At 67.8% G+C, this 18453-nt stretch carries 16 protein-coding genes and 1 riboswitch; of the genes, 8 read left to right on the top strand and 8 right to left on the bottom strand.

Translation table 11 applies throughout. The features are described 5' to 3' along the window. Positions 1-619: 619 nt before the first annotated feature. The 5 genes from FPJ27_RS27310 to FPJ27_RS27290 all read left to right on the top strand — a co-directional run bounded on the left by FPJ27_RS27310 (position 620) and on the right by FPJ27_RS27290 (position 6042). On the top strand, positions 620-2482 hold the full coding sequence (locus tag FPJ27_RS27310) for a DUF3857 domain-containing protein (protein ID WP_204423278.1): 1863 nt from the start codon (positions 620-622) through the stop codon (positions 2480-2482). Between the two features lie 85 nt (positions 2483-2567). Next, a riboswitch (cobalamin riboswitch) is annotated at positions 2568-2805 on the top strand. A gap of 169 nt (positions 2806-2974) precedes the next feature. Next, a complete protein-coding gene (gene cobA, locus FPJ27_RS27305) occupies positions 2975-3724 on the top strand; it encodes a uroporphyrinogen-III C-methyltransferase (protein WP_072441366.1) in 750 nt (249 codons plus the stop codon). Beyond that, a complete protein-coding gene (locus FPJ27_RS27300; protein WP_204423277.1) occupies positions 3721-4098 on the top strand; it encodes a cobalamin biosynthesis protein in 378 nt (125 codons plus the stop codon). The genes cobA and FPJ27_RS27300 overlap by 4 nt, the downstream gene beginning before the upstream one ends. A gap of 34 nt (positions 4099-4132) precedes the next feature. Continuing rightward, positions 4133-4735 (top strand): cob(I)yrinic acid a,c-diamide adenosyltransferase, encoded by a 603-nt coding sequence (gene cobO / locus FPJ27_RS27295; protein WP_034184156.1) that lies wholly within the window; start codon positions 4133-4135, stop codon positions 4733-4735. A 2-nt stretch (positions 4736-4737) separates the two neighbouring features. Next, positions 4738-6042, top strand: coding sequence for a cobyrinate a,c-diamide synthase (locus FPJ27_RS27290; protein ID WP_204423276.1), 1305 nt, complete (start codon positions 4738-4740; stop codon positions 6040-6042). A gap of 36 nt (positions 6043-6078) precedes the next feature. Here the strand turns inward: FPJ27_RS27290 and bamE are convergent, their stop codons facing one another. Further along, positions 6079-6618 (bottom strand): outer membrane protein assembly factor BamE, encoded by a 540-nt coding sequence (gene bamE / locus FPJ27_RS27285; protein WP_072441363.1) that lies wholly within the window; start codon positions 6616-6618, stop codon positions 6079-6081. A gap of 211 nt (positions 6619-6829) precedes the next feature. Here bamE and FPJ27_RS27280 point away from each other — a divergent pair, with 211 nt between their 5' ends. Further along, positions 6830-8179, top strand: coding sequence for a transposase family protein (locus FPJ27_RS27280; RefSeq protein ID WP_226263835.1), 1350 nt, complete (start codon positions 6830-6832; stop codon positions 8177-8179). A gap of 235 nt (positions 8180-8414) precedes the next feature. On the opposite strand, the gene FPJ27_RS27275 is transcribed toward FPJ27_RS27280, so the two are convergent. Further along, positions 8415-9578: a M20 aminoacylase family protein gene (locus FPJ27_RS27275; RefSeq protein WP_204423274.1), complete on the bottom strand. Its 1164-nt coding sequence runs from the start codon at positions 9576-9578 to the stop codon at positions 8415-8417. A gap of 342 nt (positions 9579-9920) precedes the next feature. On the opposite strand from FPJ27_RS27275, the gene FPJ27_RS27270 reads away from it, so the two are divergent. Both FPJ27_RS27270 and FPJ27_RS27265 read left to right on the top strand, forming a co-directional pair. Continuing rightward, positions 9921-10994: a type IV toxin-antitoxin system AbiEi family antitoxin gene (locus FPJ27_RS27270; protein ID WP_204426358.1), complete on the top strand. Its 1074-nt coding sequence runs from the start codon at positions 9921-9923 to the stop codon at positions 10992-10994. After that, complete coding sequence (locus tag FPJ27_RS27265) at positions 10963-11868, top strand: nucleotidyl transferase AbiEii/AbiGii toxin family protein (protein WP_204423272.1); 906 nt, start codon at positions 10963-10965, stop codon at positions 11866-11868. The genes FPJ27_RS27270 and FPJ27_RS27265 overlap by 32 nt, the downstream gene beginning before the upstream one ends. Positions 11869-11916: 48 nt before the next feature. On the opposite strand, the gene FPJ27_RS27260 is transcribed toward FPJ27_RS27265, so the two are convergent. The 6 genes from FPJ27_RS27260 to FPJ27_RS27235 all read right to left on the bottom strand — a co-directional run bounded on the left by FPJ27_RS27260 (position 11917) and on the right by FPJ27_RS27235 (position 18438). Continuing rightward, entirely contained in the window at positions 11917-12333 is a 417-nt protein-coding gene (locus FPJ27_RS27260; protein WP_027787436.1) for a PIN domain-containing protein, read from the bottom strand. Continuing rightward, the gene (gene vapB / locus FPJ27_RS27255) at positions 12330-12593 is read right to left on the bottom strand and encodes a type II toxin-antitoxin system VapB family antitoxin (RefSeq protein ID WP_047901212.1); all 264 of its coding nucleotides are present in this window, start codon (positions 12591-12593) and stop codon (positions 12330-12332) included. The genes FPJ27_RS27260 and vapB overlap by 4 nt, the downstream gene beginning before the upstream one ends. 250 nt (positions 12594-12843) lie before the next feature. Next, positions 12844-13860: a GNAT family N-acetyltransferase gene (locus FPJ27_RS27250; RefSeq protein WP_204423269.1), complete on the bottom strand. Its 1017-nt coding sequence runs from the start codon at positions 13858-13860 to the stop codon at positions 12844-12846. Then, entirely contained in the window at positions 13860-14699 is an 840-nt protein-coding gene (locus FPJ27_RS27245; protein WP_072441434.1) for a formyltransferase family protein, read from the bottom strand. Before FPJ27_RS27245 ends, FPJ27_RS27250 begins: the two co-directional genes overlap by 1 nt. Positions 14700-14786: 87 nt before the next feature. Next, positions 14787-17039 (bottom strand): TonB-dependent siderophore receptor, encoded by a 2253-nt coding sequence (locus FPJ27_RS27240; protein ID WP_204426324.1) that lies wholly within the window; start codon positions 17037-17039, stop codon positions 14787-14789. A 22-nt stretch (positions 17040-17061) separates the two neighbouring features. After that, positions 17062-18438: a lysine N(6)-hydroxylase/L-ornithine N(5)-oxygenase family protein gene (locus FPJ27_RS27235; RefSeq protein WP_204426323.1), complete on the bottom strand. Its 1377-nt coding sequence runs from the start codon at positions 18436-18438 to the stop codon at positions 17062-17064. Between the last annotated feature and the right edge of the window lie 15 nt (positions 18439-18453).

The following is an 18453-nucleotide window of genomic DNA, read 5'->3' as shown; positions in this document are numbered from 1 at the left end:
GCGACAAAGAGCCGATCGCGTATATCGCACATGTTTCGCAATCGGCATCGGTAATCGTCAATCCAAGGAGGTTCAACATGCGAAAACTCACTGTGAGTGAAATGAATCGGGTAAGTGGCGGAGACGGGGCCGTCCACGTCGCGAGCATTGGCGCACAGGCCAATCGAGGCAGCATCATGGCCGGTGGGTTCGTCGGAGCGATTTCGGCAGCGGCCAGCGGTGCGCTAAATGGAATGGGGGGCGCTACCGCAGCTGGCGGTACTGCCGGTTGCGGGCTTGCAATAGGCGGCCTGTTTGGCGCCGGTGTTGGCGCACTCGGGTTCGGAAACGGAGCTGCATCGGCCGTCGGCGCACTGGCCGGTGCGGCGGTCTGTGGCCCGAATCGCGGCGGCATCGGCGGCAATTCCGGCTCGTCCGGAGGTTCAGGCGGCGGTGGATCCTGCGGCGCGGGCGGTTGCTGAAGCCTTGCTTGAAACACCCGGCGACCGTGCGCCGCCGCGCTTCGCGGGATCCGGGCATGGCCCTCATTTGCTCGGCGACATGTTCGCCGAGCGTCGCAAAGACCGACGACGGGCGCCCTACGCCGATCGTCGTCTCGCTTCCAGGCGTCAGTAAATCAATGACACAACATCACGTTCGTTACTTGCGCATAATCCGCTCCGGTATCGCAGTACTGCTGGCGCTCAGGCTCTCCACTTCTTTCGCCGCCGACTACCAGGTCGAACGACTCGACAACACGATCAAGGTCGACGCATCCGGCAGGCGCACCGCGCAGGTCGATCTGTCGATCAAGCTGCTGACGGACGCCGCGATCGCCCGCTTCGGCCAGTACGTGCTGCCGTACAACGCGCAGCTCCAGAAGCTCGACATCGACACTGCACAGACCGTGCACGCCGACGGCTCGGCCGTACCGGTCGATATCCGGCACGGCATCTTCGACCGGCCGGCACCGGTCGCGGCTGCGGCGCCGCAATTCAGCACCGAACACCTGCGCATCGTCGCGTTTCCCGCGCTCGCGAAAGGCGACTCGATCCGGCTTTCGTATACGCTGACCGACACGAATACGCTGTTCCCCGGCAAATTCAGCGTGCAACTCGCGTTTCCGCCGACCGAAGACTACCGCGCCGCGAACGTCACGCTCGATACGCCGGGCGGCATGGCCGTCGCGATCGAAGCGAGGGCCATGCGCGCGACTTCCGATACGACGCGCAACGGGCGCCGGATCCGCGCTTACCACTACGAAACGCCCGCGCCAGGCCCGATCGAAGAACAGGCGAACACGGTCGCGTGGACGGACGTCGGCCCCGTCTTCATCGCGAGCAATTTCTCCGGCTATGCGGACATCGCACGTGCGTATCAGGCACGCGCCGCCGACAAACAGGCGCCCGCGGACGCGATCCGCGCGCTCGCGAACCAGATCACCGCGGATGTCGACGACCGTCGCGAACAGGCGATGCGGCTGTACGCGTGGGTTGCCCGCAACATCCGCTATGTCGGCGTGTACTTCGGCGCCGGGCCCGTCGTCCCGCATCGAGCCGACGCCGTGCTTGCGAACCGCTACGGCGACTGCAAGGACCAGGTGACGCTGTTGTCCGCGCTGCTCGCGGCAAAGGGCATCGAGAGCCGCACGATACTGGTCAACCTCGGCGATCGCTACCGCCTGCCCGACGCGCCGGACGTGCTGACGTTCAATCACGCGATCGCGTGGCTGCCCGAATTCGACGCATTTGCCGATACGACGGCCGGGGTGCTGCCATTCGGCACGCTGCCGTTCGAGGCGAGCGGCAAGCCCGCGCTCGACACCGCGACGGGCAACGTGATCCGCACGCCGCCGCAAAACGGCCGCAACAGCCGTTCGCTGCTCGCCTACGCGCTCGATCTCGACCGCGACGGCAACGCGACGATGACGGGCGACATCGCGCTCGACGGCCAGGCCGTCCAGCATGCGCGGCAGATGTTCGTCTACGTTCAGCCGAAACGGCTGGCCGACGAGATGCTGCGCCGTTCCGGCCTCTCCGGCGAACTGAAGATGACCCCGCATCATCTTGACGCACTCGACCAGCCCTTCTCGATCGCGCTGCGCGGCACGCTGAACCAGTTGTCGCTGATGCCGGGCCCTGCGGCGTTCGCGGTGCCGTCGCTGCCGAATTTCGGCAGGATCCGCGAGTTCGCCGACTTCGTCCTTCGGCAAAAGGACAAGCGCTTCGAAGGCGTCTGTGCCGGGACGCGGCTCGAGGAACGCTACCGGATCACGCTGCCGGCCGACGTCGAGATACTCGCGATACCGCCCGACGTCGACGTCCGCGCGGGCGAAATCGCGTACCGTTCGACCTATCGCCGCGACGGCCGGACGGTCGACGTGACGCGCGTGCTCGATCGCGACCTCGGCGGCAACGTATGCAGCGGCGCGAAGCTCGCCGAATGGGCGGACGCCGCGCGCAGCATCTCGAAGGATCTGAAGCGCCAAATCCTGTATCGGTAACCGAAGCCGCGACGGCCTGCGCATCACGCACCGTCGCCGGCCGTCGGGTGCCGGCCCCGCATGCGTTTGCGCCGGCGCGCTGTGCTATCGTAGCGCCGCGTTCGGTGCTCGCATGCGCATTCCGCGCATGCAGTTAAACGGGAAACAGGAGGCGGACGACCGCCCGGCCTGTGCTGTCCCCGCAACGGTACGCCGCCCGCGCGACGCGCTTCCCCGCGCACGCGCCCATGCCGCCCACGATGCCACTGCCCTTCAGCCGGGCGGGAAGGCCGCGGCCTGGCAAGCGGCCAGCCCGGATACCGGCCGACGCAAGGGGCGAGCCCGACGCTCGCCGAACGCCCGATCCGCGGGGGACGGATGGGGTGCGCATTCCACCCGCGTTCGCGCGGGCTTCGTCCGATCCGTCATGCATTGCCTGTTCGCCGGCCGCCGATGTGCCGCCCGCCTTCCCCATTCCACTGTCTCGACACGGTGCGCGCCGTGCCGCACGCGATGAGCCGCGCCTGGCTCATCGGCGCCGGCCCCGGCGACGCCGAGCTGCTGACGCTCAAGGCCGTGCGCGCGATCGGCGCGGCGGACGTGCTGCTCGTCGACGATCTCGTGAACCCAGACGTGCTGCGCCATGCGCGCGCCGGCGCGCACATCGAGCATGTCGGCAAGCGCGGCGGCCATGCGTCGACGCCGCAGGAGGCGATCGTCGCCGCGATGCTCGCGCACCTGCGCGCGGGTCGCAGCGTCGCGCGGCTCAAGGGCGGCGATCCGTTCGTGTTCGGCCGCGGCGGCGAGGAACTGGCCGCGCTCGGCGCGGCCGGTTTTCCGGTCGAGGTCGTGAACGGCATCACCGCGGGCATCGCCGCGCCGGCCGCGCTCGGCATTCCGGTCACGCAGCGCGGCGACGCGCAGGGCGTGATCTTCGTCACGGGCCACGGCGCGGGCGCCGACGAGCCCGACTGGCGCGCGCTGGCGGCCACGCGCATGACGATCGTGATCTACATGGGCATCCGCCGGCTCGACGCGATCGCGGCGGCGCTGTGCGACGGCGGCCTGCCCGGCGATACGCCGTGCGCGGCGATCGAGAACGCGACCCGCCCCGAACAGCGGCACGTGCTCGCGACGCTCGACACCGTCGTCGAACGCGTCGGCGCGACCGGCATCGGTTCGCCGGCGATCGTCGTGATCGGCCGCGTCGCGGCGCTTGCCGACGATCCGTCGGTTCGTGCGGCGCTCGGCGGCGGCGCATGATGCGCGTCGCACTCGGCGTCGGGTTCCGCGCGGGCGTGACGGCCGCGCAACTCGATGCCGCGATCCGCGCGGCGCTGGCGCTCTACCCGGCCGCCGAACCGGCGCTCGTCGCGACGCTCGCCGACAAGGCGCGTGCCCGCGCGCTGCGCACGCTGTGCGCGCGACGCGGCTGGCCGCTCGTCGCGTTCGACGCGGCGCAACTCGCGAGCCGTCCCGAACTGGCCGCGAGCAGCCCGTCGGACGCCGCGCTCGCACGCTTCGGCGTCGCGGGCGTGGCCGAGCCGTGCGCGCGGCTCGCGGCGCCGCACGGCCGGCTGCTGGGCCCCAAATCCATCCGGGACGGCGTGACGGTCGCACTCGCCGGCCCGCTCTGAACCCTTTGTTTCGCTTTCGACAGGACGATTCCCGATGAAGACCGATTCCGAATCCCATCAGCGGATGGCCGAGCGCCGCCGTGCCGGCCACGAGAAGAAGCAGGCCGCCGCCACCCATGAAAAAGGCCTGCTGATCGTCCACACCGGCAACGGCAAGGGCAAGAGCACCGCTGCGTTCGGCATGGCCGTGCGCGTGCTCGGCCACGGCATGCGGCTCGGCGTCGTGCAGTTCATCAAGGGCGCGCTGCACACGTCCGAGCGCGATTTCCTCGGCGCGGTCGCGGAATGCGACTTCGTGACGATGGGCGACGGCTATACGTGGAACACGCAGAATCGCGACGCCGACATCGCGACCGCGCGCAAGGGCTGGGACGAGGCGCGCCGGATGATCGAAAGCGGCGACTACCGGATGGTGATCCTCGACGAGCTGAACACCGTGCTGAAGTACGAATACCTGCCGCTCGACGAAGTGCTCGCGACGCTCGTCGCGCGTCCGGAGTCGGTGCATGTCGTCGTCACCGGGCGGCACGCGCCCGACGCGCTGATCGACGCGGCCGATCTCGTCACCGAAATGCGGCTCGTCAAGCATCCGTACAAGGAGCAAGGCGTGAAGGCGCAACGCGGCGTGGAGTTCTGAGCGTGCCGGCCTGCCCCGCGCTGTTCGTCAGCGCGCCCGCGTCCGGCCAGGGCAAGACGTCGGTGACGGCCGGCCTCGCGCGGCTGCACCGCCGGCTCGGCCGCCGCGTGCGCGTATTCAAGACCGGGCCTGATTTTCTCGATCCGATGCTGCTCGAACGCGCGAGCGGCGCGCCCGTACATGCGCTCGACCTCGGGATGGTCGGCGAGGCCGGCTGCCGTGCGCTGCTGGCCGATGCCGCGCGCGATGCGGACCTGATCCTGATCGAAGGTGTGATGGGGCTGTTCGACGGCACGCCGAGCAGTGCCGACCTCGCGGCCGCGTTCGGCGTGCCGGTGGTCGCGGTGATTTCCGCGAAGGCGATGGCGCAGACCTTCGCGGCGATCGCGTTCGGGCTCGCGCGGTTCCGGCCTGGGCTGCCGTTTCACGGCGTGCTGGCGAACCGCGTCGGCTCGGCCCGGCATGCGGAGCTGCTGCAACAGGCACTGCCCGGCGACCTGCGCTGGCTCGGCCACGTGCCGGCCGATGCGGGCATCGCGCTGCCGGAGCGGCATCTCGGCCTGCACCAGCCGGCCGACATCGACGATCTCGAGGCGCGGCTCGAACGCGCGGCCGACGTGCTCGCGCAAACTTCGCTCGCCGAATTGCCGCCTGCCGTCGCGTTCGCGGAACCGGACATCGCGGCGCCGCTGCCGCGTGCGCTCGCCGGCAAACGGATCGCGGTTGCGCGCGATGCGGCGTTCTCGTTCATCTATCCGGCGAATCTCGCGCTTCTCGATGCGCTCGGTGCGCAGCTGCGGTTCTTCTCGCCGCTCGCCGGCGAACCGGTGCCGGACGATTGCGACGCGCTGTTCCTGCCGGGCGGCTATCCGGAACTGCATGCGGTAACGCTCGCGGCGAATGCCGAAACCGCGCGGACGATTCGCGCGCATGCGGCTGCAGGCAGGCCGATCGTCGCGGAATGCGGCGGGATGGTGTATCTGTGTGAATCGCTGACCGACGTGGACGGCGCAACGACGCCGATGCTCGGCCTGCTGCCGGGCCAGGCGACGATGCAGCGCCGGTTCGCGGCGCTCGGCATGCAGCAGCTCGATACGCGCACCGGCCCGATGCGCGGCCATACGTTTCATTATTCGCGGCTCGCGACGCCGCTGGAACCGGTCGCGAACGCCGCGCGCCCCGACGGCGCGCCGGGCAGCGGCGAAGCCGTCTATCGCCGCGGCGCGATCGTCGCGACGTACATGCATATGTACTGGCCGTCGAATCCGGAGATGGCAGCGGCGCTGTTCGGCGGCACGGCGTTCTGACGGCAAAACCCAGTGAAGCGCCGCGACGCCGCGATGTCAGGGTTTTTCGCGGCCCGGCGCTTCCGAACGCGAAGTCCGGATCACGGTACCGTCGGGCGAGAAATGCGCGTTGAACATCGCATCGCCCGATACGCCGCCTTCGGCCCAGTGCCAGCTCCACACCTCTTCATGGCTCAACGCGTATTGCGCGACCTCGGTCGGCTTGCCCAGCAGTTGACGCACGTCGTCCTTCGACATCCCGGGCACGACCTTCGCGATGTTCGCCGCCGTCAGCGCCTGCGTGATCGACACGAGCCGGCCGTCGGGCCCGAAATCGAGCATGTAGGTGCTCGTGCCGTACGGGCCGCGCGGATACTCGAACCGCTGCGAGCCGTCGTCACCCTGCCTGACCATCTCGGGCTTGCCCGCCTGACGGAGCACGTCCTCGGTCGTCGAGACGCCCGGCTGCAGGTTACCGAACGCCATCGGATCGGGCTTGATCGCATTGACCGCATCGGCGATCTTCTGGTCGTCGCACCCGGCCGCCAGAACGCCGACCGCACAGGCCGTCAGCACGGCCAGAAGCTGTTTTCGCATTTCGTCCACACCTGTATTCATCGAGCCGATCCGGCGTCGCGCGCAGCGTAGCACGCGGCCTGTCGCGCCGATGTCAAGGAGCGTCAAATCAACGTGTAGAGCGCTTTCCAATGGAACAGGAGCCTGGGCGAGGGTCTTCGCTGGTTCTTGTGTAGCGCCTTTGGCGCGTTTCCAATGCAAATGAGCCTGTTGTTGGCCCGATACGCACGAGTTGACCGACATCGGAGCACCGGGGTGGATGATCATTTACCGGATGATCATCAACTTGAACGAATCGCAAATCCGCGCCCTGGACCAAGTGCGTGCCGTCCTCGACGGCACACAGACGCTCGACTTCGCACCCGCCGCGTGCCCTCACGAACGGCGCGAATGGGTCGCCTCCGTGCTACGGCGCTTTCGCTACGACCGGCTCAAGCGAACTCACCGGGGGCTCGTGCTGCGCTATCTGCGCCGCTTTAGCGGCTTCAGCCGAGCTCACATGACACGGCTGGTACAACGCTGGGTGCAAGGGCAAAGGCTCGCGTGGCTGAAGGGCACGCCCGCGAATGCCTTCGCCCGCCGCTACACCGATGAGGACATCTTCACGCTCGCCCAGACCGAGCGCGAGTACGGCAGGCTTTCCGGACCGGCGATGGTCGTGGTGCTGCGCCGGATGTATCAGGTCTACAACGATGAGCGCTACGAGCGCCTGCAGCACCTTTCAGCATCTCACCTGTACAACCTGCGACGTTCGCAGGCTTATCGTCTGCATCACACGGTCTACACGAAGACTCAGGCCAATCCCAGAGGCGCGGCAATCGCCGTGCGCCGGGCTCCCGCGCCAGAGAACCGCCCCGGCTTCATCCGCATCGACAGCGTTCATCAGGGCAACATCGACGAACAGCGCGGCGTGTATCACATCAACGCCGTCGACTGCGTAACCCAGTGGGAAGTCGTCGCGACCGTGCCATCGTTGGAGCGGGAACACATGCTGCCGGTACTGCGCGACATGATTGACCAGTTTCCGTTCCGTATTCTTGGCTTTCACAGCGATGGCGGTTCGGAGTACATCAATCACGAGGTCGCGAAGATGCTCAAGGAACAACTCATCGAGTTCACCCGCTCACGTCCACGACGCTGTAACGACAACGCCCTGGCCGAATCCAAGAACGGCAATGTCGTGCGCAAGCAATTCGGCTACGCGCACATACCGGCCGAGTGGGCGAAGCAGTTCAACGCCTTTTGCGTAGATCTGCTTAATCCGTTTTTGAACATGCACCGACCCTGCCTTTTCGGCACCGAAGTCCCTGATCCCAGGAAGCCGGGCCGCATGCGACGCGTTCACCGAGCCGAAGATGTGATGACGCCGCTTGAGAAGCTAGCCAGCCTGCCGGACGTGGATGATTTCCTGCGCAAGGACATCACGATCGATCAACTGAAGCAGCACGCGCGCAGCCAGACAGATGTCGAAGTCGCCCGTCAGGTTCGCCAGGCGCGGGAACGTCTGATGGGCAAGGTTGCCGACCAAACCCGGCCTCGGTACCCCGATGTATGGAGCCTGGCTCGGGCACGCCGCGCATAGCCCGCAAGGATGCAAGCCGCTATGGGCTATGCCCGTCACAGCTTCCCCTCGCAACCGAGACTCCCCATACCCTAAAATGCAGTTCCCTTTAACGACCATCCAACCCCAAGTACTCCGCTCCCTCCAGGCTCCTTTCGGTTTTGGAAAGTACTGTAGAGCGCGCGCGTCCCATTTCGGGGACGCGGCCGCGCTTGCGCATACCGTGCGGTGACCGTCGCGTCGCCACGCCGCTGCGTCAAACCAGGAACGCCTCGGCCAGCTTGACCCAGTACGACGCGCCCGTCGGCAACGCAGCATCGTTGAAGTCGTAACCGGGGTTGTGCACCATGCAGCCGCCCTCCCCGTCGCCGTTGCCGATGATCAGGTAGCAGCCCGGCCGCTTCTCGAGCAGGAATGCGAAATCCTCGCTGCCGGTAAGCGGCACCATCCCGTCGATCAGGTTCGCATCGCCCACCCACTCGCGCGCGACGTTGCGTGCGAACGTGGTCATCTGCGCATCGTTGACGAGCACCGGGTAGCGGCGCTGGTAGTCGATCGTCGCGGTCGCGCCGAACACGGCCGCCTGCGCGTGCACGACTTCCTTGATGCGCGTCTCGAGCAAGTCGCGCACCTCCGGTTTCAGCGCGCGCACCGACAGGCGCATCTGCGCGCGATCGGGGATCACGTTCGGCGCGTCGCCCGCGTGGATCGCGCCGACCGTGACGATCGCCATGTCGAGCGGCGACACGTTGCGCGACACGATCGTCTGCAACGCCAGCACGATCTGCGCGCACACGACGACGGGATCGATCGCCTTGTGCGGCACGGCGCCGTGGCCGCCGCGGCCCTGCACGTCGATGACCACGGTATCCGACGACGCCATGAACGGCCCCGGCAGAAAACCGAACTTGCCTGTCGGGAAGCCCGGCATGTTGTGCATCGCGAAGATCGCGTCGCACGGGAACAGCTCGAACAAGCCTTCGTCGAGCATCTTCTTCGCGCCGCCGAGCCCTTCCTCTGCCGGCTGGAAAATCAGGTTCAGCGTGCCGGAGAAGCGGCGCTCCCGGGCGAGATGCTTCGCGGCGGCGAGCAGCATCGCCGTGTGGCCGTCGTGGCCGCACGCGTGCATCTTGCCGGCGATCGTGCTCTGGTACGGCAGGCCCGTCGCCTCGTGGATCGGCAGCGCGTCCATGTCCGCGCGCAGGCCGAGGCGCTGCATGCCGTTGCCTGCCTTCAACTGCGCGACGACGCCCGTGCCGCCGAGCCCGCGATGCACCGTGTAGCCCCACGACTGCAGTTGCTCCGCGACGAGGTCGCTCGTCGCGAATTCCTCGAAGCCCAGTTCGGGATGAGCATGGATGCGGTGCCGGATCTCGATCATTTCGTCGGCGAGGCCTGCGGGAATCACGCTGTGCGTCACGGTATCGTCTCCTGTGTCCGGTGGGGAATGTGCAGCCAAGGATATTCGGTTCACCGGCAACCGGGCAGACGGAAAGTCGTCGTGGTAGCAACTGGCAGTTGCCGTAGCGGGCGCGGTGCGCGGCAAGCGCAAGCCGGCCATCCGGATGACTGCCGCAGATGATCCGGACACGCGAAACTGTGCGCTCCGCATCGAATTAACGTGCATGAGGATCCGGCGATGACCGTTCAAACATCAAAAATAACTCCTATGGATCAAAGCATTACGGATATTTGTTCACTTTTTGACGTTTGTACATTTTTTGTGTACGCTGACAAAGAAGTGAACAAGCGATCGCCCCTGATGCCCGAGAATGCCCCCCTCCCGATGTCGGAACAGCATGTGCTCGACGAAGCCTGCGCCGCGTTCGAACGCGCGACCCGGCGCTTCAGGGCGCGGCCCATGCGCGTGCCGGCCGCGTATAAGGCGCGTGCCGACGCGATGATCCGCTTCGACGTTGCCGGGCAGGCCTTCGAGATGCCGGCCGCCGTGATCCTGCGCATCGAATCGCTGCCGGGCGCACTCGCGGAATTGCGCCGCCGCGGCGGCGCTACCCCGATGCCCGGCGAACGGCCGCTGATGCTGATCGCGCCGCATCTTTCGGCCGAACTGGCCGCCGGCCTGACCGACCAGGGCATCCCGTTTCTCGACACCGCCGGCAACGCATGCCTGATTCAGCCGGAGGCGACCGTGATGATCGCGGGCCGGCCGAAGCCCGCACGCGCACCGCGCCGGCAGGCGTCGCGCGCGACGACGCCGAAGGGACTGGCCGTCATGTTCGCACTCGCGACGCAGCCGAACCTCGTCGCGCAGCCGTATCGGGCGATTGCCGCCGCGTCGGGCGTCGCGCTCGGCACGGTCAATCTCGCGATGGACGATCTGATCGCGCGCGGCCTCGTCGGGCAACGCCGCAACGGCGAGCGCCTGATTCCCGACTGGCCGCGCTTCGTGCAGGAATGGGTCGCGCTGTACCCGAGCCGCTTGCGCGCGAAACTGTCGAGCCGCCGGTTTGCCAGCCTCGCACCCGACTGGTGGCGCGGCTTCGATTTCGCGTCGTTCGATGCGCGGCTCGGCGGCGAGCCGGCGGCCGACCTGCTGACGCACGACCTGAAGCCGGCCGCGATCACCGTCTATACGCACGGCGCGGTGTCGAACCGCCTGCTGCTCCAGGCCCGCCTGCGTCCGGATGAGCGCGGCGACGTCGAAATCCTCGAAGCGTTCTGGCCGCGCTCGCCTGCGCTCGACTGGCGCGAGGAGGATGTGCCGCTCGTGCCGCCGCTCCTGATCTACGCGGATCTCGTCTCGTCCGGAGACAGCCGCAATCTTGCCGCCGCCGAACGGATCCATGACCGATACCTCGCCCATCCGCCCGCTTGAAGTCGATGCGCGCCGGCCGCTCGAGCCGGCGGCGGTCGCGCTGCTGCAAGCGGTCGGCAGCGCCTGCGCGCGCCTCGACGCGGCGTTCGTCGTCGCCGGCGCAACCGCGCGCGACATCCTGATGTGGCATGTCCACGGCATCCGGCCGGTGCGTGCGACGCGGGACGTCGACGTCGCGGTGTGCGCGGTGAGCTGGCCGTTCCACGAACAGCTCGTCGATGCGCTCGTCGCGACCGGGCAATTCACGCGCGCGCCGAAGCAGCAGCAGAAACTGCTGTTCGAAAGCGGAACGCACGGTTTTCGCACGGAGCTCGATCTCGTGCCGTTCGGGCCGCTCGAAACGCCGCCGGGCGAGATCGCGTGGCCGCCGGGCGGCGAATTCGTGCTGAACGTGCTCGGGTTCCAGGAGGCGGTCGACACGGCGCTGCCGGTGTCGATCGACGCGCGCACCGTGGTGCCGGTGGCCAGCCTGCCGGCGCTCGCGCTGCTGAAGTTGCTCGCATGGAAGGACCGGCGCGCGCGCCAGAACAGCGACGCGTACGACCTGCTGTTCCTGCTGCGCAATTATCACGACGCCGGCAATCGCGAGCGCATCTGGGAGGCCGCGCCGGACCTGCTCGAGACGCATGCGTTCCAGCCGGGCCTCGCCGCCGCCGCGCTGCTCGCGCGGGATGCGAAGCGGATTGCTTCGCCGCACACGCGCGACGCCATCCGCGCGCTGTTGTCCGACGCAGCGACTTACACGGCGCTCGGCCAGGATCTGCTGGCACGCGCGTTCGCGCAGTTGCCGGGCGAATTCATCGATGACGCCGACCGGTATCTCGACGCGTTCCGCAACGCGTTCCTCGTCGATCCTCCCGCGCCGCACGCGTGACGCGCCGCTGCGAAACTGCAGCGTTATCGCGCTTTCGCCGCACTGCGCTCAGGCCGCCCAGTCTTCGAGCGACAACCCGGCAACACGGCCGAATTCGCGGCCGTTGTTCGTGACGAGCACCGCGCCGGCCGCGATCGCGTGCCCAGCGATCGACGCATCGTTCGCGCCGATCGGCGTGCCGCGCGCGGCGAGATCCGCGCGAATCGCGGCCGTTGCGTCGACGGCCGCCGTATCCCACGACAGCACGCCATCCAGCCGCGAAACAAACGCCGTCACGAGTTCCGCATGCTTCGGCGACGCCTTCCTGCCCACGGCCCCGAACCGCATTTCGGCATAGGTGATTGCCGACACGACGATCCGGTGCTGAGCGTTGACGCACGACTGCAACCGGGACAGCACCACGGGCGGCCGCTCGCGCATGATGAACGAACAAATGTTCGTATCGAGCATGTAGAGCGTGGTCACCGGCCGGACTCCGTCGGCGCGCCGGCATCGCCGGACAGGTCGAAGCGACCGGATTCGATGACGGCCGGGCGTTCGGCGAGGAAGTCGGCGTCGGCCAGCGGTTCGTTCGCGAACGACAGCCACGTGGGGCGCACGGGGCGCAGCAGCAGCGTGTCGCCCTCGCGGCGGATCTCGAGTTCCGTCACCCCCTCGAACTCCATGTCCTTCGGGATACGGATTGCCTGGTTACGGGCGTTCTTGAAAATGGAAACGGTGCGCATGAGCCACTCCATGGGAGTACGATGCGCCCATTTTAGACATATGTCGGCATATGTCAATTTCAGGGGGCGCTGATCGGACGTCGCGCCCCATGCTGTCGCGGGTGTTTTTGCCATGCTGTCGGCCTGTCGTCGATGATGAGAGCGATTCATTCTTCACGACGCAGGCCGCGCGGTCCATATCCCGAACGGCCAATGCAGGCGCGATGCACGGCCGCGCGCAGCGTCGCGCCGACGCTGCGCGCCCGCCCCGTCACGGCAACCGGAAAGTGTCGAAGAATGTATCGCGCTCGATCACGGTGAGCGCCGCGCGCTTGTGCGGGAAGTCGAATTCCTTCAGCGTATGGAACCCGAGCCGGTGCATGTACGCGATGTGCCGCACGTGATCGACGCGCGGCTCGCCGACGAGCCGCTGCGTGCGCGGTTCGTCGACGAACATGTAGTGCAGCACCCCGCTCCACCACGCATGCAGCTTGCCCGCGCTCTGGAAGCGCGAGTCGCCGATCAGCAGGTGCAGCCCGCGATCGTAGTCGTGCGCGTCGTAGAACGGCGCGAGGCGGTCCTCCTTCGCCCAATAGAACTCGAAATAGCCGAACGGCGTGTCGTCGAAATAGCCGATCATCGGGTGCATGTGCGGATCGGCGAGCCGCTCGGCGAGATACGCCGCATGCTCGTCGCGCGTACCGCGCTGGTCCCAGAACTGCGCGACGCGATCGAGATTCATCCAGCCGCTGAACAGGTCCGCGTGCGCATCGATATCGACGGTGCGCAGGCTGAACGTCATCCCGACCTGCGGCATGGTGCGCGCGTAGATCTCGCCGGCCGGCGACGGCGGCCGCACCGGATGACGGTGGCCGTTCGTGATCGCGTAGCGCAGCGGCATCCCGCTCGACGCGGGCGCCCTCAGCCACGGCCGCGGGTTCTGCCAGAACGTCGTGCGCGACACGTTCAGGCGCAGTGTGTCGCCGGCGACCTGTGCGCCGTCGATCACGCCCTCGCGCACCGCGCGCGCCACGTACGACGCGACGGCCGCCGCACTGGCGCCACCGAGCGGCACCGAGATCGTTGCCGCGTCGTACCGCGTGTCGGTGTTGAACAACGGGACGAACGCCGCGAGCAGCCAGTCCGGCGAGTCGTCGGGATGCCATGCGTCGAGCGTGTGCTCGGCGACCTGCGTCGCCCGGCCATGCGCGGCGCCGTCCAGCGCGGCCGCCACCTCGCCTTCGACGGCATCCGCGGCGCCGGCCGGTTTCGTCAGCGTGTCTTCCATCACAGTGCTCCCGCGTCGTGGCGGTCGGCGAGCACGTGAAGCCCCCGCTCGAGCGCCGGAAACAGGCTGCGCTGGAAGTTGTTCCAGCGCAGTTCGAGAATCGTGTCGTCCGGCGCGATCGGCGTATCGAGCACGTCGCAGATCACCTCGCCGGAATCGATGCCGTTGTCGACGTAGTGGAACGACGCGCCCGTCATCGTCACGGGTTCGACCGACGACGTCGCGCCGCTCGCCCAGTCGACCCGTTCGCCGCGCGCGCCGTGCAGCGCGTCGAGCGTCGCCCACGCGCCGCGCCGCTGGTACGGCGAATCGTCGGCCGTGATGCCCGGGTGGATGTTCGCGATGCGTCGGTGAAAGCGCGCACCGGGCCGCACGAGTTCGTCGAGGATCACGAGCAGCCCGTCGAGCACGACGACGTCGGCGTCGAGTTCGAGCAGGCGTTCGAGCAGGCGGCGCTCGAACGCCTGTTTGCCTGCCACCCGTTCGCGCGCGTCGCGCGGCAGCCGCCGGTACGTCGACGGAATCGAGCAGAACAGTTCGTCGACCGGCCGGCCCTGCACCGTCAACCCTTCCGGCAGGATCCACGGCCGGCCCGGCGTGCGCGCGAAGCCGTAGTCGGCCACCTTCGCGCGGTCGGCCGGCGAACCGTCGTCGTCGTCGACGATCACGCCCTTGAGCGTGTAGCGCTCGCCGAGCGGCGAGTCGTTCAGGCGCTCGACGAGGAATTCAAGCGGCGCCTTCATGTAGCGCGTGCCGCCCTGATAAGCGACCGGCTGGCCGGCGCGATCGGCCGCGCCGTTGCGCAGCGACTGGATGTAGACGAGATTTTTCTTCGGCATGGATGCGTCGTGGAAAAAGCGGACGAAGGCGCCGCGGCCGTCCCGCGCCGGCCACGAAGGCCGGCCGGCGGGCCGCGGCGCGCGACGTCACCAGTTGTATTTCGCGGTCGCGATCACCGTGCGGTCGGTGCCGAAAACGCAGACGTTGGCCGACTGGCAGCCGCTGATGTAGTGGCGGTTGGCCAGGTTCGTCCCGTTCACGGCAAAGCGCCAGTTACGCGTGTCGTAATGCACGCCCGCGTCGAACAGCGTGACGCTCGACACCGTCAGCGAGTTGTCGGCCGCACCGGCCGACGCGCTCTGGTAGCGCACGCCGCCGCCGAGGCCGAAACCGGCGAGCGGCCCCGTGTGCCACGTCCAGTCGGCCCACATCGACGCCATCTGGCGCGGCCGCGGAATGTCGACCGGCCAGTTGTTCAGCGACACGTCGTTCGCCTTCACGTTCTTCACGTCCTGGTACACGTACGACGCGATCAGCGACAGGTTCCGCGTGACCTTGCCGGTCGCGCTCAGCTCGATCCCGCGCGAACGCACTTCACCGGTCTGCACCGACTTCGTACCGGTCGTGTCCTGACTCGGCAGCGCCGGCGTGATCCCGTTGGTCTGGTTGATCTGGTAGATCGCCGCGTTCAGCATCAGGTTCTTGCCGGGCGGCTGCCAGCGCAGGCCGGCCTCGATCTGCTTGCCGCGGGTCGGCTGCGGCAGCCCGCCGCCGAGCAGGTTCACGCCGATCAGCGGATTGAACGACGTCGCGTAGCTGACGTACGGCGACAACCCGTAGTCGCCCTGGTACGTGAGGCCGACGCGGCCGGTGAACGCCGTCACGTCCGCCTTCGTCGACGTGCCGCCCGCGCGGTCGTCCATCCGCATGTTGACCCAGTCCTCGCGGCCGCCGAGCGTCAGCGTCCAGCGGTTCCACTTGATCTGGTCCTGCGCGTACAGCCCGAACGTGTTCATCGTCGTGTACGTGTTGGTGCGGATCGTCGAGTCGGGCGTGAACACCGCCGTCGTGACGGGCAGGTAGACCGGGTTGTAGATGTTCAGCGGCGGCGCCGCGGCGAGCCATTCGCTGTCGGTCGCGGTCTGGCGGTTGTACTGGAAGCCGAGCAGCAGCGTGTGCTGGAGCGGGCCCGTCGCGAAGCGGCCTTCCACGTTGTTGTCGATGTCGAAGCGGCTGTAGTTCATCTGGAACACGCCGGCCCAGCGCGACACGTCGGTCGTGCTGCCCTCGACGAAGCCGTTGCCGAACACCGAGCCGTTGTCGAGCGACAGGTGCATCAGGCGGACGTTCTGCCGGAACTTCCACGCCGAACTCAGGTTCTGCTCGAACTGGTAACCGACCGACCACTGCTTCTTGCGGTAGTAGTTGAAGTTCGGGTCGCCTTCGTACACGTCCTTGTTGATCTGGCCGTTCGGGTTCGGCAGCACCGTGCCCTGCGCCGGCAGGAAGTTCGACGAGATGTCGCCCCAGTCCTGCAGGTAGGTCGCGGACAGCGTCAGCGACGTATCCGCGTTCGGGCGCCAGCGGAACGACGGCGCGAGCGCGACGCGCTGGTCGTTGTTCGGGCCGGTCAGCGCATTGCCGTCGCGCGCGACGCCGACGAACCGGTACGCGTACTTGCCGTCCGCATCGAGCTTGTCGCCGACGTCGATCATGAACTGCTTGCGCGCGTAGTTGCCGATCTGCACCCCGGCTTCGCGCACGCGCTCGCCGTCGGCGAGCTTGGTCTGCACGTCGATGATCGCGCCGGGGTCGCCCGCGCCGTACAGCACCGAGGTCGGCCCGCGCAGCACGGTGATGCTGTCGATCATGTACGGATCGACGCGCCAGCTCGCGAGGTTGATCGTGTTCGGCACCTGCAGCCCGTTCACGTAGGCGGTCGGCGTGAAGCCGCGCAGCGCCGCGTACCAGTCCGAACGGTTGTCCGAACCGTACGACGAGAAGCCCGGCACGTAGCGCAGCGCCGCGTTCACGTCGGTCGCGCCGGTCATCTCGATCTGCTGCGCGGTGACGACGTTGATCGTCTGCGGGATCTCGTTGATCGGCGTGTCGGTCTTCGTGCCGGTCCTGCTGCGCTTCGCGACGAGCCCGACCGTGCCGTCGCCTTCCGAGGCCGCGTTGACGGTGATCGCCGGCAGCGTGCCATTCGGCGTGCTATTCGGCGTGCCGTTCTGCGCACTGCTGGCCGACGCCGCGGCGCCAGCGTTTACGGCGGGTGCCGTCTGGGCGTAAACCTGCCCCGCCGCAGCCGCACCGAACGCCACGCTCGCCGCGGCTGCGATCGCACGCAAACGCGTGCCTGTTGCCCACTCCATCTTTCTCTGCTCCACTTGTTTCATGCGGTTTCCGACCGCGCCTTTGTCAAAGAGCGAAAGCCATCCGGCCCGCGCTCACCCCGTTTTCGTGTCGTTTTTCGTGCGACTCCCGGGCCGCGCCATCGTCATGGCCGGGCGCGATCCCGTCTTCGAGCGACGCGCAGATCTCGTCCGCGCGACGCGCCAGTACCGACAGCAGCGTGTCGGACAATCCGTGGCTGTCTTCGCAGCAGCCTTGCAGGTAGATGCGCGGCGCGAAGTGCTCGGGCGTCGCGAGCAGGTAGTCGCGCGTCACGTCGCCGCGCGTGAGCGCATCGCCCAGGTGCGGCGCGAGCCCTTCGAGCAGCGCGGAATGCGTATCGCGGCGGTAGCCGGTCGCGAGCACGAGCGCATCGAAGCGTTCGACGCGCGTGGCGCCGCTCATCCGGTCGCGCAGCGTCAGCTCGATGCGGCCGTCGGCGATGCGCACCGCGGCCTCGATCGCGCTGTTCGCGAGCAGCGCATGACGCGGCGTGCCCTCGATGCGCTGCAGGTACAGCATTTCGTAGATCTGCTCGATCAGCGGCCGGTCGACCACCGCGTAGTTGGTATCGCGATAGCGCTCGAGCAGCGCGCGGCGCGCGTCGTGCGGCTGCGCATAAACGACGTCGGTGAACTCGGGGCTGAAGATCTCGTTGACGAACGGGCTGTCGTCGGCCGGCTTCAGCGCACCTGCGCGCATCACGAGGCTCGCGTCGACGTGCGGGAAGCGGCGCGCGAGGTCGATGAACACCTCGGCCGCGCTCTGCCCCGCGCCGATCACCGCGACGCGCCGGCGCTCGCCGTCCGGCGACGCGACGAGCCGGTCGATGTCGGTCAGATACGACGACGAATGGATCACGCGGTCGCGGCCGAGCGCGGCGAACGCGTCCGGAATCGCGGGCGTGCCGCCGACGCCGACCGACAGCGCGCGCGTGACGCGCTGGCGCTCGCGGCCCGCGGCATCGCGCGACAGCACGCGCAGCGCGTCGATCCGCGCGCCGTCGCCGCGCACCGGCTCGATCGCCAGCACGGTCTCGCTGTAATGGACGCGGTCGTCGAATGCATCGGCGACCCAGCTCAGGTAGTCGTGGAATTCGACGCGGGTCGGATAGAAGTTCTTCAGGTTGACGAATTCGTTCAGGCGGCCGCGTTCGAACAGGTAGTTGATGAACGTGTAGCGGCTTTTCGGATCGCGCATCGTGACGAGATCCTTCAGAAACGATATCTGCATCCGGCAGTCGTCGAGCAGCATCCCGCGATGCCAGCCGAATTCCGGCTGGCGCTCGACGAAGCAATGGGCGAACGTGCGTGCGCCGGCGCGCTCCGCGAGGCGAATGGCCAGCGCCAGATTCGACGGCCCGAAGCCGACGCCGATCAGGTCGAAAACGGTTTCTCTCTGCATGTCTCAGCTCCCTTG

The organism is Burkholderia sp. MS455 (genome assembly GCF_016899445.1).
Taxonomy (GTDB): Bacteria; Pseudomonadota; Gammaproteobacteria; order Burkholderiales; family Burkholderiaceae; genus Burkholderia; species Burkholderia pyrrocinia_C.
Note: the sequence above shows the minus strand (reverse complement) of the source record. Positions and strands in the feature narration are given on the sequence as shown.

What these genes read in the sequence shown, in the direction of transcription:
- FPJ27_RS27300 (WP_204423277.1), top strand. Translation starts at nt 3,721, where the DNA reads ATGATGCGCGTCGCACTCGGCGTCGGGTTCCGCGCGGGCGTGACGGCC.
- bamE (WP_072441363.1), bottom strand. Translation starts at nt 6,618, where the DNA reads ATGCGAAAACAGCTTCTGGCCGTGCTGACGGCCTGTGCGGTCGGCGTT.
- FPJ27_RS27310 (WP_204423278.1), top strand. Translation starts at nt 620, where the DNA reads ATGACACAACATCACGTTCGTTACTTGCGCATAATCCGCTCCGGTATC.
- cobO (WP_034184156.1), top strand. Translation starts at nt 4,133, where the DNA reads ATGAAGACCGATTCCGAATCCCATCAGCGGATGGCCGAGCGCCGCCGT.
- FPJ27_RS27235 (WP_204426323.1), bottom strand. Translation starts at nt 18,438, where the DNA reads ATGCAGAGAGAAACCGTTTTCGACCTGATCGGCGTCGGCTTCGGGCCG.
- FPJ27_RS27250 (WP_204423269.1), bottom strand. Translation starts at nt 13,860, where the DNA reads ATGGAAGACACGCTGACGAAACCGGCCGGCGCCGCGGATGCCGTCGAA.
- FPJ27_RS27270 (WP_204426358.1), top strand. Translation starts at nt 9,921, where the DNA reads ATGCCCGAGAATGCCCCCCTCCCGATGTCGGAACAGCATGTGCTCGAC.
- FPJ27_RS27240 (WP_204426324.1), bottom strand. Translation starts at nt 17,039, where the DNA reads ATGAAACAAGTGGAGCAGAGAAAGATGGAGTGGGCAACAGGCACGCGT.
- FPJ27_RS27265 (WP_204423272.1), top strand. Translation starts at nt 10,963, where the DNA reads ATGACCGATACCTCGCCCATCCGCCCGCTTGAAGTCGATGCGCGCCGG.
- FPJ27_RS27245 (WP_072441434.1), bottom strand. Translation starts at nt 14,699, where the DNA reads ATGCCGAAGAAAAATCTCGTCTACATCCAGTCGCTGCGCAACGGCGCG.
- cobA (WP_072441366.1), top strand. Translation starts at nt 2,975, where the DNA reads ATGAGCCGCGCCTGGCTCATCGGCGCCGGCCCCGGCGACGCCGAGCTG.
- vapB (WP_047901212.1), bottom strand. Translation starts at nt 12,593, where the DNA reads ATGCGCACCGTTTCCATTTTCAAGAACGCCCGTAACCAGGCAATCCGT.